Origin of the sequence: Bradyrhizobium sp. I71, from assembly GCF_022354745.1 — a bacterium.
GTDB lineage: Bacteria > Pseudomonadota > Alphaproteobacteria > Rhizobiales > Xanthobacteraceae > Bradyrhizobium > Bradyrhizobium liaoningense.
Window position 1 is genome coordinate 3,247,474 of the sequence record NZ_CP059398.1, and the last position, 16,851, is coordinate 3,264,324.

Sequence of the window (16,851 nt, forward strand, 5' to 3'; positions counted from 1 at the left end):
GCCCGTTGAACCTGGCCAGTTCCTGCAGCGACTTCTTGTCCGAGGCCGCGCCGATGGTGTCGCCGCCTGCAATTGCGCGGACATGAAGCCGCGCCCAAATCCGGAGCTTTGACGATGCCGATGATCCGGCGCGGGGCGCAAGCCCCGGCAAGATGGCTGCTGCTCGCGTGCGTTCTCGCGATGGCGAGCGCCCCACATCCCGCGAGCGCAGCCGACGAAGGCATCGTCGACGTCCATACCCTGCCGCGGCTGGACGGCGCGGTGGAGGATACCTCGCGCCCGGACACCTACCGTGTGACGTACACCGTGCCGACCGGGGTTGCCGCCGCGGCGGAAGCGACGAAGAAGCTGCTGAGCGCGGACGGCTGGGTGCCCTATGTGTATCCGCTGGATGAGAAGAGCGCCGCGTTGACCTTCAAGAAGGGACGGCAGGGGCTGCGCGTCTCCTTCACGCAGGAGCGCGGGCGCCCCGATCAATCCGCGGTGTTCTACACGCCGAACCGGATCTATGCGAACGTACCCTTTCCGGACGGCGCGACGGACCTCGTGTTCGACGAGACCCGGCCCTATCTCGGCTGCATCGCGCCCGGCGCGCTCGATGCGACGTCGGAGTTCTTCGCGAAGGAAATGGCGGCGATCGGCTGGCGCAAGCTCACGCCCGCGACGGCGGCGCGCTGGCCGAACGCCGATCTCGGCGAAACCATCCCGAACGGCGTGCGCGCGTTCTACGACCACCCCGATCGCGACGCGACGCACCTCTACCAAAAGCCGGTGATGCTGACCTTGATGCGCCGCGACGACGGCCGCACCCATGTCGAGATCAGGGTGGCGCCGTTCGCGCTGCCCCAAGAGCTCGAGGCCGACGACGACATGGCCGGGCTGCCGCGGCCCAAGCCGACCAAATCGGCAAGGAGTCTCGGCAGCGCGAGCTCCGACAAGCGCGAGATGTCGGCGTCCGCAATGGCGGAGCTGGCTGCCGTGCTCGCCTTCTATCGTCGCGAGCTCGCCGCGCGTGGCTGGCAGGAGGATGGCAGCGCGCCGCTCGCACCCGGCGACGAGGTCGCGATCAGGATTTCCTCGGCAGAGGAAACCGCCGTGCTGCGGCTCGGCCGCAAGTACGATTTCACCATGATCAGCCTGACCGCGCAGGTGAAGGACTCCGCGCTTGCCGCCCGCGCCAAGGCGAAGAAGGAGGCCGACGAAAAATTCCTTGGCGATGCGTTGGGCGCGGCCCAGCAGCTCATTGCCGCTGATGAGGCCCGGCGCAAGGCGCAGGCGACCTCCCTGTCCGATGCGCCGCCCAATGCGCGCGCCGACAACAAGACGCCGGTGCCGCTGCCCGAGACCGCCGAGGGCGTGACGTTCGAGGGCGGCGGCGGCCGGCTCGAATTCTCGTCCACGTCGACCGTGAAGGCGCTCAGCACGTTCTACCGCACGACGCTGAAGAGCTCGGGCTGGAAGGAGCAGCCCTCCGTCATCAACCAGCCCAACATGGCGGTGATGACGTTCTCCAGGGGCGGCAAGTCGATCTCGATGACCGTGATGCAGATGGGTCCGAAGGTGAATGTCCGCGCCAATGGATCGGGCCTGGTGACGGAAGCGGCCAAGCCTGCGCCCGGCGCAGAGGTGGAGGTGCAGGCCAAATCGTCCGAGCCGCTCAAGCCCGATCCCGACTCCCAACTGCCCGTGCCGACACAGCGTTCGTCGAAATCGTTCGCCACTACAAAGATGCCGGGCAACGAGGCGCCGTTCCGCCGCGAGCTGACGGCCAGCATCCCGGCACCGCTCGGCGACGTCCTCGCCTTCTACCGTGCGGAGCTGTCCAGGCTCGGCTGGCAGGAGAAGACCGACGGCGCGACTGTGTCCGCAGAACGCGCGCAGATCGACTTCACCTCGCCACAAGGCCCGGCCGTGCTCAAGCTCGGCCGCGCCAAAGGCGAGACCACGGTCAATCTGGCGCAGAAGAATTCGGATGCCGCGGCCAAGGCCGACATCATGCCGAAGGCAGGCCAGGCGCGGCTTATGCTCGGAAACATGGGATCCAGCGAAGCCTCGCTGACGATCAACAAGCAGACGGTGAAGATCGTGGCCGGCGCCGGCGGCCCGCAATCGCCGAAAGGCCCGATGCTCGACCTGCCGCCCGGCAAGTACCAATACGCGCTGCGCCTGCCTGGACGGCCGGCCCGCACCGAAGCGCTGACCGTCGCCGCCGGCGAGGCCTGGGGCCTCCTGGTGGGGCCGAGCGGGGACGTGCTGCCGCTTCAGATGTACTGAGGCTGCACCAAGCCGGCGCGCTCCCTCTCCCGCTGGCAGGCGGGAGAGGAAGCACCGAGCCGGGTGACCCGACCAACTTCACCAAGACCCCGGAACCACCGTTCCCGACCCGCAAAATCCACGTCCTGCAAGACCCGAAACGAGCCCTCGAATCGCGCTTTTTGCAGTGCCGGAAATCGCCCTTCAAAAGCCTTGAAAATCGGCCTAAAAACCCCATCTGTTCAAAGGGTTGCCGGGAGATACTTTGCGCTAGGCGCAAGCGGTCTTTCGTGGCACAAATAGCCCCGCAAATCAGCGCCTTTTGCGCCGCTGATTCGGGCGACATCTCGAAGGCCTCTCATGACAGAACCTGCTCGGCAGCCTGCTGCCGAAAACGAGCCCTCTACCGCGAGCGAATACGGGGCGGAATCGATCCGCGTGCTCAAGGGTCTGGACGCCGTCCGCAAGCGCCCGGGCATGTATATCGGCGACACCGATGACGGCTCGGGCCTGCACCACATGGTCTACGAGGTCGTCGACAACGCGATCGACGAAGCGCTCGCGGGCCATGCCACGCGAGTCGAAGTGATCCTCAATTCCGACAATTCCGTCACCGTGCGCGATGACGGCCGCGGCATTCCCGTCGACATCCACAAGGGCGAAGGCATCTCGGCGGCCGAGGTGATCATGACCCAGCTGCACGCCGGCGGTAAGTTCGACCAGAACTCCTACAAGGTCTCCGGCGGCCTGCACGGCGTCGGCGTCTCCGTCGTCAACGCGCTGTCGAGCAAGCTCGGCCTGCGCATCTGGCGCGACAACAAGGAGCACTATATCGAGTTCGCCCATGGCGATGCCGTCGCACCGCTAAAGGTGGTCGGCGACGCGCCGGGCAGGCGCGGCACCGAGGTGACGTTCCTGGCCTCGACCGAGACGTTCAAGAACATCGAATACGATTTTGCCACGCTCGAGCACCGCCTGCGCGAGCTCGCCTTCCTCAATTCCGGCGTCAACATCGTCCTCTCCGACATGCGTCATGCGGTCGAGAAGCGCGAGGAGATGCACTATTCCGGCGGCGTCGAGGAGTTCGTCAAATATCTCGACCGCAACAAGAAGGCGATCGTGCCGGCGCCGATCATGGTGCGCTCGGAAGCCAACGGCATCGGCGTCGAGGCCGCGCTGTGGTGGAACGACAGCTACCACGAGAACGTGCTGTGCTTCACCAACAACATCCCGCAGCGCGACGGTGGCACCCATCTCGCCGGCTTCCGCGGCGCGCTGACGCGCCAGGTCAACGGCTATGCCGAGGCCAACGCCAAGAAGGAAAAGATCGCGCTGACCGGCGATGACTGCCGCGAAGGTCTCACCGCCGTTCTGTCGGTGAAGGTGCCCGATCCGAAATTCTCGTCGCAGACCAAGGACAAGCTGGTGTCCTCGGAAGTGCGCCCCGTGGTCGAGAACGTCCTCAACGAGGCGCTTCAGGCCTGGTTCGAGGAGCACCCGAGCGAAGCCAGGATGATCGTCGGCAAGGTGATCCAGGCGGCGGCGGCCCGTGAAGCTGCGCGAAAAGCGCGCGAGCTGACCCGCAAGAGCCCGCTTTCCGTCTCCTCGCTGCCCGGCAAGCTCGCCGACTGCCAGGAAAAGGATCCGGCCAAGTCCGAACTCTTCATCGTCGAGGGCGACTCGGCAGGCGGCAGCGCCAAGCAGGGCCGCAACCGCGAATTCCAGGCGGTGCTGCCGCTGCGCGGCAAGATCCTCAACGTCGAACGCGTCCGTCCCGACAAGATGCTCTCGTCGGAGCAGATCGGCACGTTGATCACCGCGCTCGGCACCGGCATCAGCGACGAATTCTCGATCGAGAAGCTGCGCTATCACAAGATCATCGTGATGACGGACGCCGACGTCGACGGCGCCCACATCCGCACGCTGCTGCTCACCTTCTTCTATCGCCAGATGCGCGAAATCATCGACGGCGGCTATCTCTATATCGCCCAGCCGCCGCTCTACAAGGTCAGCAGAGGCAAGTCCGAGCAGTACCTGAAGGACGAACGGGCACTGGAAGACTATCTGATCGACACCGGACTTGACGACTGCGTCTTCGTTCCCGGCACCGGCGGCGATCGCACCGGCCGCGACCTGCGTTCGCTGGTCGACGATGCCCGCTCCGTCCGCGGCGTCTTGCGCAATCTGCACAGCCGCTACAACCGCAAGGTGATCGAGCAGGCCGCCATCACCGGCGTGCTGAACAAGGCGATCTACGGCGATCCGGAGAAGGCTGCGGCGGCCGCGCAATACATCGCGGGCCGGCTGGACAACCAGGCGGAGGAGGTCGAGCGCGGCTGGGTCGGGCAATATGTGGAAGGCCAGGGCTTCCAGTTCGAACGCACCGTGCGCGGGGTCAAGGAAGCCGCCGTCATCGACGCCGCCTTCCTGGGGTCCGCGGAGGCGCGCAAGCTCGACGAGTACACAGTGAAGCTTCAGGACGTCTATGCCCGCCCCGGCAAGCTGCGGCGGAAGGACGTCGAGCACATGGTCTACGGTCCGGTCGATCTGTTCGAGGCCGTCACCGACGCCGGCCGCAAGGGCGTCACGCTGCAGCGCTACAAAGGTCTCGGCGAGATGAACCCGGAGCAGCTCTGGGAGACCACGCTCAACACCGACGCGCGTTCGCTGCTCCAGGTGAAGGTCAAGGAGGTCGACGAGGCCGACGACATCTTCACCAAGCTGATGGGCGACGTGGTCGAGCCGCGCCGCGACTTCATCCAGGAGCATTCGCTCAGCGCGACGATCGATATCTGAGGCCTTTGGAATTGGATGGTCGTCATGCCCGGGCTTGTCCCGGGCATCCATGTTCTTCAATCCGCGCGGCAAGGCGTGGATGGCCGGGACAAGCCCGGCCATGACGATGTGGGTGCACTTCGGCTGAACCTCACCCGCCGCCGTCGCGACGAAGTGGCATGAAGCCGCAGCGCCAGTTCCGGCCGGGAAGCGCCACGTCATGACCATCTCCGCAGCGACCAGCTCCACCCCGGCCTCCCGCCGTCTCGGCGTGATCGGCAGCATCGTCGGGATGCTGGCACTGATCGCGGCCGTCCTGCCGCACTGGGTCGTGCCGGTGCTCTATCCGCCGCCGCCGGCCGACAAGGTGATTGTCGACACCGGTCACCGCCTGAAGGACCGCCTGATCGCGCGTGTCAAAGGCGTCGAATATCAAGCGCCGCCGCGCGAGAAATCGACGGGGCGCCAGTTGAGGGAGGCATCCTCCATCGGCGCGATCTCGCTCGGCCTGCTCGCCATCCTGTTCTCGGTTCTCGCCCTGGTGTTTCGCGAAGAGAGGCTGCTGCCCGGCGTGGCAGCCGCACTGGGGGCCGGCGCCATCGCCATCGAGATCTCCTTCCTGGCGATGGGCGTCTTGATGCTGATCGTGATCCTTTATGTGGTGGCGAATATCATCGGCTTGTTCTAAACGCCGGTGCAGCGGGCCTCTTCGGCCCAGCAGCGACCCACGGCCGCGACAAGTGCAGAATTGCTACCCTGCTCAATTCTCGGTAGTTTCCGCCCCCGAAGCAGCCCACCCACCACGACAGGACAGCGAGAGACCAAGTGGCGCCCATCCAATACATCGTCGAGGGCGGTCACCGGCTCTCGGGCTCAATCGAGCCGTCCGGCAACAAGAACTCGGCGCTGCCGATCATCGCTGCCGCGCTGCTCACCGAGCATCCGGTGACGCTCCACAACGTGCCGCGGATCCGCGACACCGAGACGCTGGTCGAGCTGATCCGCTCGGTCGGCGCGTCGGCGGAATGGACCGCCCGCAACACGCTGGTGATTCACGCCAAGAGCATCCGCGCCGCCGATCTCGACCCCGAGCTCTGCGTGCGCATTCGCGCCTCGATCCTGCTCGCGGGGCCCCTGCTCGCGCGCTGCGGCGAAGTGATGCTGCCGCCGCCCGGCGGCGACGTCATCGGCCGGCGCCGGCTCGACACCCATGTGCTGGCGCTGGAGCAGCTGGGAGCAAAGGTCACCGCGACCGACCGGCTGGAATTCCGCGCGCCCAAGCTCGCTGGCGCGGACGTGTTCCTTGACGAGCCCAGCGTCACCGCGACCGAGAATGCGCTGGTCGCGGCGGTCGCCGCCGACGGCGTCACCTATTTGCGCAACGCTGCCTCCGAGCCGCATGTGCAGGACCTCGCCAATTTCCTGGTCGCGCTCGGCGCCAGGATCGAAGGCATCGGCACCAACACCATGATCGTGCACGGGCCGGCGACGCTGGGGGAAACGACTTACCGGATCCAGCCCGACCACATCGAGGTCGGCTCGCTGATCGGCCTTGCCGCGGTGACGCGCTCGCCGCTGCGCATCACGCGCGCCGGCATCGAGCATCTGCGCTCGATCCGCATGGGTTTCGAGCGGCTCGGCATCGTCTGCCGCGTCGAGGGCGACGATCTCATCGTGCCCTCGAACCAGACGCTGAAGATCCAGGACGATTTCGGCGGCCATGTGCCCAAGCTGGAGGACCAGCCCTGGCCGGCGTTCCCGGCCGATCTGATGTCGATCGCGATCGTCACCGCCACGCAATGCGAGGGCGTGATCCTGATGTTCGAGAAGATGTTCGAATCGCGGATGTTCTTCGTCGACAAGCTGATCGCGATGGGCGCCCGCATCGTATTGTGCGACCCGCACCGCGCCATCATCGCCGGCCCCAGCCGCCTGCACGGCGCGACGATGACGTCGCCGGACATTCGCGCCGGCATGGCGATGCTGCTCGCCGCGGTGTGCGCCGAGGGCACCTCGACCATCAACAACGCCGACCAGATCGAGCGCGGCTATGAGCGCATCGAGGAACGGCTGAACACGCTTGGGGCGAGGATCACGCGCGTGCCGGCGCGTGCCTGAAGCGCGATGCGATCGGGACGGATCGTGATCGCGCCTTGGGTCGTCGTTCGAGCATGATCCTTTCGGACGACCGCTGCGCACTCTTCCGGATCATGCTCAGCCCGCCACCCTATTTTGGCGGGTTCGCGTCGAACGCCTGTTTGCAGGCCGCCGACAAGCTCGCGTAATTGTCCCCGAGGCATTTGCGAATGCGGCCGCCGCCTGGCATCGTTCCCGCGCAGAGGCGCGAATAGTCCGCCTTGCAGGCCTGCTTTGCCTCGCTCCGCGCGTCCTGCGCGGAAGCTTGCGAAAGAAACAGCACCAGAAGTGCGATCAAGCTCGCGGCCGCAAGAGCCGCACGCACATAGACGGGAGCTCGCCGCGAGAAACTCACCGCCGGTCCGCTTGCCGTCCTGCCAAATCGTTGCACCATGTCATCTCCACCAATTCGCAGACATCGATGTAGGTGATACGTCTGGACGGACCGAATCCCTCGTTCACCCTGCCAGACTCAGCGAAAATAGCCGCCGACGAGTTGGCGGCGTCCTTTCGGTGAAATTCGCTCCAGCATCTCGACGAAGGTTGCGACGACGAGGTCACCTATCTTCAGCCGCTTGTCGCGGGCGTCCTTCACGGCCGCTTCCAGCTCGGCCCTGTCCAGATTCGTCTGTGCCGCGGTCTTCATGGCCTTCATCAGCGCATGCCGGTACTCGGTCTGGAGAGGCAGCAGTTCGGCCTCCTTGCCCTGATAGATGCTCCACAGGATCTCTGCGTCTTCCTTCGGCAATCTCTCGGCCACACGCTCGATCATCCGGAGCGGCAGGCCCGCGCCCGGCACGAGGCCGCCGGGCTGCAGCCATTGCACCGAGACATAGGTGAGCAGGATGACGTTGAGGCAGAGCGACAGCAGCACGAGCGCTCGCAAGGGAGTGGACGATTCTCGCCAGAACTTCATTGCACCGATCCAAAACCGATTGCGTAGACGTCGAAGACGCCGCTCACGACGGACAAGGGGTCCGACGACGGATGAACATAGGGAATCGCCCCCGCCAGCCACACGCCCACCATCACGGAGCAGGCGAGGCTTGCGGCGGGAACGAGAGCCGGCCAGCGCAGCAGGCGGCGATGCCATGGCGGCCGATGCTGCTGCGGCATCGCGGCCAGTCTTTGCAGCACAAGCAAGCTTGAACGATCCACCCTTTCCGTCTCGATCTTCGGGGTGACCGCAAGGAGGCGGTCGAGGCGCGCCTGCCGATCCAGGACGGCAGCCCCTTCCGCACTCGCCGCAAGTCGCCGCGCGGCCTCTCGCGTTGCCGCGGGCCAGCGCTCGACATCGCCTCCCCACGTCTCGGCCAATCGTCTGAACTGATCGGGCGTCATGCGTAGCTCCCCGTGTCCTGTATTTTCTGAACATTTGCCTTGAGCGCCGTGCGGGCGCGGCCCAGCAGCGATTCGAACGCCTTGGCGCTGAGGTTCATCGCCTTCGCCGCCTCCTCGCCGCTCAATCCCTCCATGTGGAAGAGCGCGATCGCGCCGCGCTGACGGTCCGACAGTCCGAGCATTGCGCGGTTGAGAAGGCGGAATTCCTCATCGGCGATCAGCCGCTCGACCGCGTGCGGCCCCGTATCGGGCACATCACCAGCCGCATCGAGCGGCTGGAACGTACGGCGCCTCGTGCGGTCGAACGTCAGGTTGAGGACGATGCGGTAGAGCCAGGTCGTGAATTTCGCAACCTGCGGATCGAACGAAGCCGCGTGAGTCCAGACGCGCATGAACGCCTCCTGGCCGATGTCATCGGCCTCGACCGGATCGCGGACGATCCGCTCCGCGACCCGCAGCGCCCGCGGCATGTGACGCCGCATGAGGATACGAAACGCATGCTGCCGCCGCGCCGAAACCTCCACCATCAAGGCCTCGTCCGATGGCTCTTCCATCATCTCGATCTGTTGCCCTGGCCTGCGGCCATCGTTGCTGCGGAGTGCGCGCCGGTCCCGGCCGGGAGAGATATGCCGCATTGCCGGGACGCACCGCCGCTTCAATTGAGACACCTGCGGCAACAAGCCGCGATCGCCCCGGTCAAAAGCGCCAATACACGCCGGCTCGAACGGTATGCGTATCGAGCGTGGATTCGCGCTCACCGAAAGCGGTCGCCCCGACCGTCTGTGCTCCGAGCGTCTTTGATCCGTAATTGTCATAGAGATATTCGAGCCGGAGCGACGCCGGCCGGGCGAAGCGGAATTCCGCGCCCGCTCCGATCGACCAGCCGATTCGGGTGTCGCTCCAGTTCGCAACCGTGCCGCTCGCATTGTCGAACGCCTTGCTCTCGACGCCTGCGATTGCAAGGCCGCCGCTGGCGAACAGCAGCGTCCGGTCGAAAGCGTAGCCGATGCGCCCACGCAGATGGCTATTCCAGTTGACGGCGGATTGTAGCTGCGTGACGGCGGGGGTCGGCGCAAAGCCGATATCGATGGTCGCGCGCGCATCGACGAAGTTCACATCGCCCTCGATGCCGGCGACGATCCGGCCCCATTGCGCGGAGAAGCCGGCCGTGGCGCCTACCGTGGCTCCCTTCGGATCCATGAAGTGAAATTCACCGGTGGCCGGAAACGAGACCTCGGAGCGGCCCGACAGATAGCCGGCCTGGACGCCGAAATAGGGCCCGGCCCAGCTCAAGAGAGCCGCTGACGCGGCCTGGGCTTGCGGTGGGGGTGAGACAGGCAGCCGCAGATCGGCCGCCGCGACTTGGCCAGCACCCACGACAGAACCGATGATCACCGCGGCGAGCGTCAGTCCAAATCGCGCTGTCATGCTCAAATTCCCAATCTGAGACCGGCGGAAGTTCGCCGCACATGACGAATACGGCGCAAGCCACACTTTCCTTCGCTCAGCGCGCGCTTTTTTTCCGGCGGGACCCCACCCACCTCGTTCCTTTGCCGTTACTTCGCCAATCGGGGCTGCTATGCCCCCTGCCATGACTGATCTTGTGGATACCAAACAGCCGTACCGGGCACGCTCGGATGCGCCGCCAAACCATCTCGCGCAAGAATTCGTCGAGACGCTGCGCCTCGCCGTGCCGTTGATGCTGACGCAGCTCGGGCAGATCGCGATGATCACCACCGATCTCGCGATGATCGGGCGGCTCGGCGAGGATGCGGTGGCCGCGGCGGCGCTGGCCCATACGGTCTATTTCGTCAGCTTCACCTTCGGGCTCGGATTGACGTCCGCCGTGTCGCCGCTGGTGGCACAGGCGTTCGGCGCCGGCGACGTCAGGCTGATCCGCCGCTCCTTGCGCGTCGGGCTTTGGGTCGCGCTGCTGATCTCGCTGCCGATGATGGCTTCGCCGCTCTATGGCGAGCAGATCCTGCTCGCGCTCGGACAGGCGCCGCATTCGGCCAGCCTCGCCCAACACTACCTGAATGGACTTGCCTGGGGCATTGCACCGGCGCTCGGCTTCATCGCCCTGCGTGGCATGATGAGCGCGGTGAACCGGCCGCAGGCGCCATTGTGGATCACGGTCGCGGCGATTCCCGTCAATGCCGCGCTGGTCTATGCCCTGATCCACGGCCTGTTCGGCCTGCCGGAGCTCGGCCTGTTCGGCGCGGGGCTCGCGACCACGCTGGTCAATCTCGGCACCTTCATCGCGGCACTCGCCATCGCCGGGCTGCGCAAGCCGTTTGCGGACTACCGTCCGCTCGCCCGTCTGTGGCGGATCGACTGGCCCTTGATGCGCCAGCTCATTGCGATCGGCGCGCCGATCTCGTTTTCGCTGTTGCTGGAATATGGCCTGTTCTCATCGGCGGCACTGCTGATGGGACTGATCTCGACCGCCGCGATTGCCGCGCACCAGATCGCGCTCCAGGTCACGGCCGTGCTGTTCATGGTGCCGCTCGGCATCGGCATGGCGGCGACGGTGCGGGTCGGCCATGCCTTCGGCCGCGGTGATGCCGCGGCCGTGAAGCGTGCAGGGCTCGCCGCGGCCGTGCTCGGCGTCGCGCTGGTGTCCGCGCTGACGATCGCCATCATCATCGGGCGCTACCAGCTCGGCCGGCTGTTCTTCGGCGCCGGCAGCGAAAGCGCGGCCACCGTCGAACTGACCGCGACACTGCTGGTGGTCGGCGCCACCTTCTTCATCGCCGACGGCCTCCAGACCATCATGGGCGGCGCGCTGCGCGGCATCAACGACACCAGGATGACGCTGCTGTTCGCGGCGATCGGCTATTGGGGCATCGCCTTTCCCATCGCCTGGGTGCTGGCGTTCAATGCCGGGCTCGGCGCGGTCGGAGTCTGGATCGGATTCTCGATCGGCACGTTCGTCTATGCCGGCCTGCTGATCTTGCGCTTCCGGATGCTGACGCGCAGATTGGCGGGATGATCGGGATGGTCCGCGAAGTCACGCCGGAGGTCGACGCCAGTGCAGTGCTGGCCGGCGCCCAGTTCATCGACGCGTTTCGCGTGGAAGTCGGCGCGGCGGCTGTGAACGCCCGCGAGGCCTGCACCAGGATGGTGCTGGACGGGCCACGCTGGATCGACGCGCTGCTGCGCCTGCGCAACATTCTGGTGAGGCCGTTCGGGCTGAAGACATCGGGCGAGGGCGCGCCGGCGCCCGGCGGCATGATCGGTCTGTTTCCGGTGCTGAGTGAAACGCCCGAGCGGCTGGTCGCGGGCTTCGACGATTCTCACCTCGACTTCCGCATCGTGGTCGACGTGGAGGGCAATGCCGCGAGCCGTCGGGTGACCTCGACGACGCTGGTGCGGACACATAACCTGCTCGGACGGACCTATCTCATCCTCATCATGCCTTTTCACAAGCTGGTGGTCCGCAGCATGATGGTACGGATCGTGGAGCCGGCGCGATGACCTTGTCAGTCGATCTCTTCTTCTCCTTCCGCAGCCCCTACAGCTATCTGGCGCTGCCCAAGACGCTGAAGCTCGTCGAAGACTATGATCTCGCGGTGAACCTGCGTCCCGTCTATCCGCTCGCGGTGCGCGTGCCCGGCTTCTTCAAGAAAGCCAACCCGCAGTTCGCACTGCTACGTTGTCCGCGATTCCACCCGCGTGGCGGAATACGAGGGCATTCCGTTCCGCTTTCCCCGGCCCGACCCGATCGTGCAGAACATGACGACGCTGGAGGTCGCGGCCGAGCAGCCCTACATCCATCGCCTGACCCGGCTGGGCGCCATGGCGCAGCTCGAAGGCCGCTCGCTCGTGTTCACCTCCGCGATCGCGCGCGTACTATGGGACGGCTCAGTGGCAGGATGGAACGAAGGCGACCACCTCGCACGCGCCGCCGCGGCGGCCGGCTTCGATCTCGCCGCCATGGATGCCGCGATCACCGCCGATCCGGACCGCTACGAGCGGGTGATTGCGGAGAACGAGAAGGACCACGCGGCCTCAGGCCATTGGGGCGTGCCGACCTTCGTGTTCGAGAACGAGCCGTTCTTCGGCCAGGACCGCATCGATCTCCTGGTCTGGCGCATGCAGGGCAAGGGGTTGGCGAAGCGGTAGCTCACCCTGCTACCCGCGCAGACTTGCCCGCGGCCGCCTCCGACCACTCCCCGACGACGCGATCGAGATCGCACAGATTCTGGTGCATCTGCTCCAGCGAGAAACCGAGTGCGAAGAAGCGCTCGGCGGTGTCGCCGGGCTGGCCGCGAATCAGGCCGTCATGGCGTACAGACGCGACCGCCTCGGCGTAATGCTGGAGCGCGACGTGGACGGGATGGATCGGCGGCGCGCCCGCGCCTTCGCGCAAGGCCGCCGCGGCCGAACGCAGGAAACGCGCGATCACGGTCGAGACTTCCGCCAGCGGGCCTGCGAGCCGCGTCTGCACGTCGGCGGGCAGCGGCACCACGGTGGCCCGGCCGATCATCACGACGTCATGGCGCAGCCGCAGGATGGTTCGCAGCAGGGGACCCGTGTCCGGGCCGCTCGACAGGCGCGCGGCGCGCTCGCGTTCGGCCTCGGAGCCGATCGCGTTGAGGCTGACCATGGCGGTGCCGATGCCGTCCTGGATCCGGTGCAGCGCGTCGTTGTCGCGGCCGCGCGTGAGGCCCGCGAGCAGCTCGGTGAAAGCATCCGCGATCAATTCGAGCAGCGTCGCCGCGGAGGCGCGGATCTGCCGCACTGCGCGCGAGGGCAGCACCAGGAACGAAACGAGCAGCCCCGTAACGGCGCCGACCGCGACCTCGCTGACCCGATCGATCGCCGAGGTCATGGGATCGGAGTGGTGCATGGTCGGGACCAGGAGCACGATCACCGCGGTGACCGTGGCCGCGCTGAGGCTCGGATTGATCGCGGCGATGAAGGCGAGCGGGGCGACGGAGAGAACCAGAAGCCCCAGCAGACCGGCTTCGCTGGAATAAGGGATCAGGATCGCAATGGCGCCGCCATAGACGGCGCCGCCGATGGTGCCGAGCATGTAGTCGCGCGTTGCCTTCAGCGAGCGGCCAACACTCATCTGGGTCACGATCAGGGAGGTCAGCACCGCCCAGAGTGGCAGCAACAGATGCAGCGCGGTCGCGATCGCATAGGCCGCGGCCGCGGCCACCGTGACCCGGATCGCCAGCCCCAATTGCGTCCGCCGCGACCTGATATGGTCGAACAGCTCATTTTTGAGTGCCATCGAAGTCCCGGTCCGTCCTGGAAGCCAAGCAAAAGCATGGCTGATGCCCGCAGCCCCAAGGCCGCTTGAAAGGCCAAATCAGCCCGCCTAACTTGCGCGCCAAAACGAGGAAACACGATGGCCCACGAAACCGCAACGCTCGCCGCCTATGTCTTCAACCTGAAATACCAGGATATTCCGGCGGAAGTGCTGGATCGCGCAAAAGTGCTGACGCTGGACTTCCTCGGCAGCGCGATCCGGGCGCGACGCGAGGCCGAATCGACCCCGTCGATGATGAAAATGCTGGAGGCGCTGGCGCTCGACACCAAGGGCGAATCGACCGTGTTCGGCGACAGCAAGACCTGGACTCCGGCGGTCGCGGCGCTGCTCAACGGCGCGCTCGGCCATTCCCTCGACTTCGACGACACCCACGCCGATTCCTCGCTGCATCCGAGCGCGCCGGTGGTTCCTGCCGCCTTCGCCGTCGGCGAGATGGTCGGCGCGTCCGGCCGTGACGTGCTGACCGCGATCGTTGCGGGTTATGAGGTCTGCTGCCGGCTCGGCAACGCGCTCGACCCGACCTCGCATTATGCGCGCGGATTCCACCCGACCGCGACGGCCGGCACCTATGGCGCGGCCGCGGCGGCCGGCAAGCTGTTCGGCCTCAGCGAGAAGCAGCTCATCGCCGCGTTCGGAGTCTCCGGCAGCCAGGCCGCGGGCTCGCTGCAATTTCTGGTCAACGGCGCCTGGAACAAGCGCTACCAGGTCGGCGCCGCCGCGATGAACGGCGTGATCGCCGCGACGCTGGCGCGCAACGATTTCGTCGGCGCGACGGAATCGGTCGAGGGCAAGCACGGTCTGCTCGCCGGCTACACCGACGACGCGCATCCGGACAAGGCGGTCGCCGAGCTCGGCAAGACCTACGAGACCATGAAGATCGGCGTGAAGCCCTATCCGAGCTGCCGCTACACCCATGCCGCGATCGACGCGCTGATCGCGATGCGGCGCGAGCACAATCTGACGCCGGACCAGGTCAAGCGCGTCGAGATCGGCCTGCACCGCAACGGCATCACGCTGACCGGGGATGCAGCGACCAAGCGCCACCCGCGCTCGATCGTCGGCGGCCAGTTCTCGATGTTCTTCACCGGCGCGCTCGCGCTCGACCAGGGCTCGTTCGGCTGGGACGATTACAACCGCCTGGGCGATGCCGCGATCGACGCGCTCGCCGACAAGTTCGACGTGGTGCAGGACGACCGGCTCGAGATCGGCCGCACCCACCCGTTCGGTGCCCGCGTCAGCATCACCACGGACGACGGCGTGCATGAGCGGCTCTATGCCGATCCCTCCGGCGAGCCGACCTCGTTCCCGGACACGCAGGCGATGCAGCAGAAATTCCTGACGCTGGCCCGCCCGGTGCTGAACGCGCGCGCGGAGAAATTCGCGGACGCGATCATGACGCTGGAGCGGTTCGATCGCGTGGCGCAGGCGACGGAATTGGGAAGGTAGTGGATCTCTTCGCCTCTCCCCGCTTGCGGGGAGAGGCCGGAATCCAAGCGCAGCTTGGATTCCGGGTGAGGGGGATTCTCCGCGAGTCCAATTGTCACCTCCCTTGCGGAGACTCCCCCTCACCCCAACCCTCTCCCCGCAAGCGGGGAGAGGGAGAAGAGATGGCGCGCGTGGCCGCCACCACATCGCGCACGAGATCGAACACGCCGTCCGCTTCCGGCGGCGCATTCGGCGAGCGGCCGAGCCGCACGATCACCAGCTTCTCCGACGGGATCACGATGGTGTATTGCCCGATCGTGCCCTTGGCGAAGAAGGCATCGCGCGGCCAGCCGTGCTCCACGCGAAACTTCGCGCCAAAACTGTCGCCGTGGTTGATCCAGAAGCCGGCGCCGATGCCGACCCACGCGTTCGGCGTGGGCGTGGCCGTGTAGCTCACCCAGCCCTCAGGGAGGATGCGCTTGCTGCCGGCGACGCCGTCATTGAGATAGAGCTGGCCGAAGCGCGCCCAGTCGCGTGTGGAGGCCAGCATCTCGCTCGATCCTTCGATCGTGCCCGAGCCGTCGAGCTGGAGCACGACATCGCGCATGCCGAGCGGGCCGAACAATTCGCGGCGTGCGAAGCGGAGCGCGTCAGCGGGGTTGCCGCCGGTGGCGTTGCGGATCAGATGCGAGAGGATGAGGATGTTGCCGTCGTGATAGTTCCACGCCGTGCCCGGCGCGGTCTCGAGCGGGACGGTCTCGGCATAGGCGGCCATGTCGGTCTCCACGAACTTCATCCGGTTGACCGGCTCGAACGCCGAGCCGAGCGAGGCCTGCAGCGAGCTGCCGAGCGCAAGCCCCGCGGTGTGACGCAGCAGCTGATCGACGGTGATGGCATGGCGCGGATCATCAGGATCTTTCCAGGCGACGACCGGCGCGGGCCCATCGAGCCTGAGCTTGCCCTGGCGCACCAGCACGCCGATCAAGGCCGAGATCACCGACTTCGTCATGGAGAAGCCGAGCAGCGGCGTCTCAGGTCCAATGCCGTCGGCGTAGCGCTCGGCGATGATGCGACCGGCCTTCATCACGACGATGGCGCGGGTGCGGCGGTGGGGCCGCTGCGCGGGTTCGGTGAAGGCACGGTCCAGCGCGGCGGCAAGCTCGGGACTTTGCGGCGGCACGATCGCGGGGGCGGCGATCTCGGGCAACAATGCCGGCTGCCCGTCGTCTGCAGGCGGCTCGACGACGGTAACGCCTGCGCCGTGCTCGAGGGTGCAGCCCAGGCCCTCGCGATAGACAGCGTGGCTGCGGCCGATGCCGAACAACGTCACCGTGACATCCTTGCGGACGCGGTCGACCCGGTAGTCCATCGCCCAGGCGATCAGGCCGGTCCCGGGCATGGCATCGTTGGTCTCGGCAAAGTTGCGCTCCGGATCGAGTCCGGAGACGAACGTCTCCGCGCAGAGAATGTCCGCGACGAAGCCGGTGGCCACCTTCGGGACGTCGCGGGCACGGGCGGCGCCGAGCGCGATACCGGCAGCGGCGATGGTGGCGGTGAGGAGGACGATCTTGCGGCGGCGGGTCACAGCTTTTCTCTCCGGCTTGGGGGCATGCAGGAAGGAAGCCGGAGCCGGCTGAGGC

At 66.5% G+C, this 16,851-nt stretch carries 14 protein-coding genes and 1 pseudogene; 8 read left to right on the forward strand and 7 right to left on the reverse strand.

Annotation, left to right across the window (positions count from 1 at the left end; translation table 11 throughout):
• Positions 1–114 precede the first annotated feature (114 nt).
• The 4 genes from FJV43_RS15810 (at position 115) to murA (ending at position 7,146) form a co-directional block, all read left to right on the forward strand.
• Positions 115–2,274, forward strand: a complete 2,160-nt coding sequence (locus FJV43_RS15810; protein WP_239628330.1) for a hypothetical protein — start codon at positions 115–117, stop codon at positions 2,272–2,274.
• Between the two features lie 339 nt (positions 2,275–2,613).
• On the forward strand, positions 2,614–5,049 hold the full coding sequence (gene gyrB / locus FJV43_RS15815) for a DNA topoisomerase (ATP-hydrolyzing) subunit B (protein ID WP_239628332.1): 2,436 nt from the start codon (positions 2,614–2,616) through the stop codon (positions 5,047–5,049).
• Between the two features lie 199 nt (positions 5,050–5,248).
• Complete coding sequence (locus tag FJV43_RS15820; protein WP_239628333.1) at positions 5,249–5,716, forward strand: hypothetical protein; 468 nt, start codon at positions 5,249–5,251, stop codon at positions 5,714–5,716.
• Positions 5,717–5,853: 137 nt separating this feature from the next.
• Complete coding sequence (gene murA / locus FJV43_RS15825) at positions 5,854–7,146, forward strand: UDP-N-acetylglucosamine 1-carboxyvinyltransferase (protein ID WP_239628335.1); 1,293 nt, start codon at positions 5,854–5,856, stop codon at positions 7,144–7,146.
• A gap of 109 nt (positions 7,147–7,255) precedes the next feature.
• Here the strand turns inward: murA and FJV43_RS15830 are convergent, their stop codons facing one another.
• The 5 genes from FJV43_RS15830 to FJV43_RS15850 form a co-directional block, all read right to left on the reverse strand.
• Positions 7,256–7,558 carry a hypothetical protein gene (locus FJV43_RS15830; RefSeq protein WP_239628339.1) on the reverse strand — a complete coding sequence of 101 codons (303 nt, stop codon included), beginning with the start codon at positions 7,556–7,558 and terminating at the stop codon, positions 7,256–7,258.
• A 78-nt stretch (positions 7,559–7,636) separates the two neighbouring features.
• Complete coding sequence (locus FJV43_RS15835; protein WP_239628342.1) at positions 7,637–8,080, reverse strand: periplasmic heavy metal sensor; 444 nt, start codon at positions 8,078–8,080, stop codon at positions 7,637–7,639.
• Positions 8,077–8,505, reverse strand: coding sequence for a hypothetical protein (locus FJV43_RS15840; RefSeq protein ID WP_239628344.1), 429 nt, complete (start codon positions 8,503–8,505; stop codon positions 8,077–8,079). The genes FJV43_RS15835 and FJV43_RS15840 overlap by 4 nt, the downstream gene beginning before the upstream one ends.
• Positions 8,502–9,062: an RNA polymerase sigma factor gene (locus tag FJV43_RS15845; protein WP_239628345.1), complete on the reverse strand. Its 561-nt coding sequence runs from the start codon at positions 9,060–9,062 to the stop codon at positions 8,502–8,504. The genes FJV43_RS15840 and FJV43_RS15845 overlap by 4 nt, the downstream gene beginning before the upstream one ends.
• A gap of 139 nt (positions 9,063–9,201) precedes the next feature.
• Complete coding sequence (locus FJV43_RS15850; protein WP_239628354.1) at positions 9,202–9,933, reverse strand: outer membrane beta-barrel protein; 732 nt, start codon at positions 9,931–9,933, stop codon at positions 9,202–9,204.
• A gap of 163 nt (positions 9,934–10,096) precedes the next feature.
• On the opposite strand from FJV43_RS15850, the gene FJV43_RS15855 reads away from it, so the two are divergent.
• The 3 genes and pseudogenes from FJV43_RS15855 (at position 10,097) to FJV43_RS15865 (ending at position 12,630) form a co-directional block, all read left to right on the forward strand.
• Positions 10,097–11,497 carry an MATE family efflux transporter gene (locus tag FJV43_RS15855; protein ID WP_239628356.1) on the forward strand — a complete coding sequence of 467 codons (1,401 nt, stop codon included), beginning with the start codon at positions 10,097–10,099 and terminating at the stop codon, positions 11,495–11,497.
• Entirely contained in the window at positions 11,494–11,982 is a 489-nt protein-coding gene (locus FJV43_RS15860) for a DUF2867 domain-containing protein (protein ID WP_239628358.1), read from the forward strand. The genes FJV43_RS15855 and FJV43_RS15860 overlap by 4 nt, the downstream gene beginning before the upstream one ends.
• Positions 11,979–12,630, forward strand: a pseudogene (locus tag FJV43_RS15865) (DsbA family protein). Before FJV43_RS15860 ends, FJV43_RS15865 begins: the two are co-directional and overlap by 4 nt.
• A 1-nt stretch (position 12,631) precedes the next feature.
• Here the strand turns inward: FJV43_RS15865 and FJV43_RS15870 are convergent.
• The gene (locus FJV43_RS15870; RefSeq protein ID WP_239628360.1) at positions 12,632–13,747 is read right to left on the reverse strand and encodes an FUSC family protein; all 1,116 of its coding nucleotides are present in this window, start codon (positions 13,745–13,747) and stop codon (positions 12,632–12,634) included.
• Positions 13,748–13,864: 117 nt separating this feature from the next.
• Between FJV43_RS15870 and FJV43_RS15875 the strand changes: the two genes are divergently transcribed.
• The gene (locus FJV43_RS15875; RefSeq protein WP_239628362.1) at positions 13,865–15,232 is read left to right on the forward strand and encodes an MmgE/PrpD family protein; all 1,368 of its coding nucleotides are present in this window, start codon (positions 13,865–13,867) and stop codon (positions 15,230–15,232) included.
• A gap of 94 nt (positions 15,233–15,326) precedes the next feature.
• On the opposite strand, the gene FJV43_RS15880 is transcribed toward FJV43_RS15875, so the two are convergent.
• Positions 15,327–16,796: a serine hydrolase gene (locus FJV43_RS15880; protein WP_239628364.1), complete on the reverse strand. Its 1,470-nt coding sequence runs from the start codon at positions 16,794–16,796 to the stop codon at positions 15,327–15,329.
• Between the last annotated feature and the right edge of the window lie 55 nt (positions 16,797–16,851).

Coding starts and splice junctions, on each gene's coding strand:
- FJV43_RS15830 (WP_239628339.1), bottom strand. CDS start 7,558: ATGGTGCAACGATTTGGCAGGACGGCAAGCGGACCGGCGGTGAGTTTC.
- FJV43_RS15835 (WP_239628342.1), bottom strand. CDS start 8,080: ATGAAGTTCTGGCGAGAATCGTCCACTCCCTTGCGAGCGCTCGTGCTG.
- FJV43_RS15870 (WP_239628360.1), bottom strand. CDS start 13,747: ATGGCACTCAAAAATGAGCTGTTCGACCATATCAGGTCGCGGCGGACG.
- FJV43_RS15875 (WP_239628362.1), top strand. CDS start 13,865: ATGGCCCACGAAACCGCAACGCTCGCCGCCTATGTCTTCAACCTGAAA.
- FJV43_RS15820 (WP_239628333.1), top strand. CDS start 5,249: ATGACCATCTCCGCAGCGACCAGCTCCACCCCGGCCTCCCGCCGTCTC.
- FJV43_RS15860 (WP_239628358.1), top strand. CDS start 11,494: ATGATCGGGATGGTCCGCGAAGTCACGCCGGAGGTCGACGCCAGTGCA.
- FJV43_RS15855 (WP_239628356.1), top strand. CDS start 10,097: ATGACTGATCTTGTGGATACCAAACAGCCGTACCGGGCACGCTCGGAT.
- gyrB (WP_239628332.1), top strand. CDS start 2,614: ATGACAGAACCTGCTCGGCAGCCTGCTGCCGAAAACGAGCCCTCTACC.
- FJV43_RS15845 (WP_239628345.1), bottom strand. CDS start 9,062: ATGATGGAAGAGCCATCGGACGAGGCCTTGATGGTGGAGGTTTCGGCG.
- FJV43_RS15810 (WP_239628330.1), top strand. CDS start 115: ATGCCGATGATCCGGCGCGGGGCGCAAGCCCCGGCAAGATGGCTGCTG.
- FJV43_RS15840 (WP_239628344.1), bottom strand. CDS start 8,505: ATGACGCCCGATCAGTTCAGACGATTGGCCGAGACGTGGGGAGGCGAT.
- FJV43_RS15850 (WP_239628354.1), bottom strand. CDS start 9,933: ATGACAGCGCGATTTGGACTGACGCTCGCCGCGGTGATCATCGGTTCT.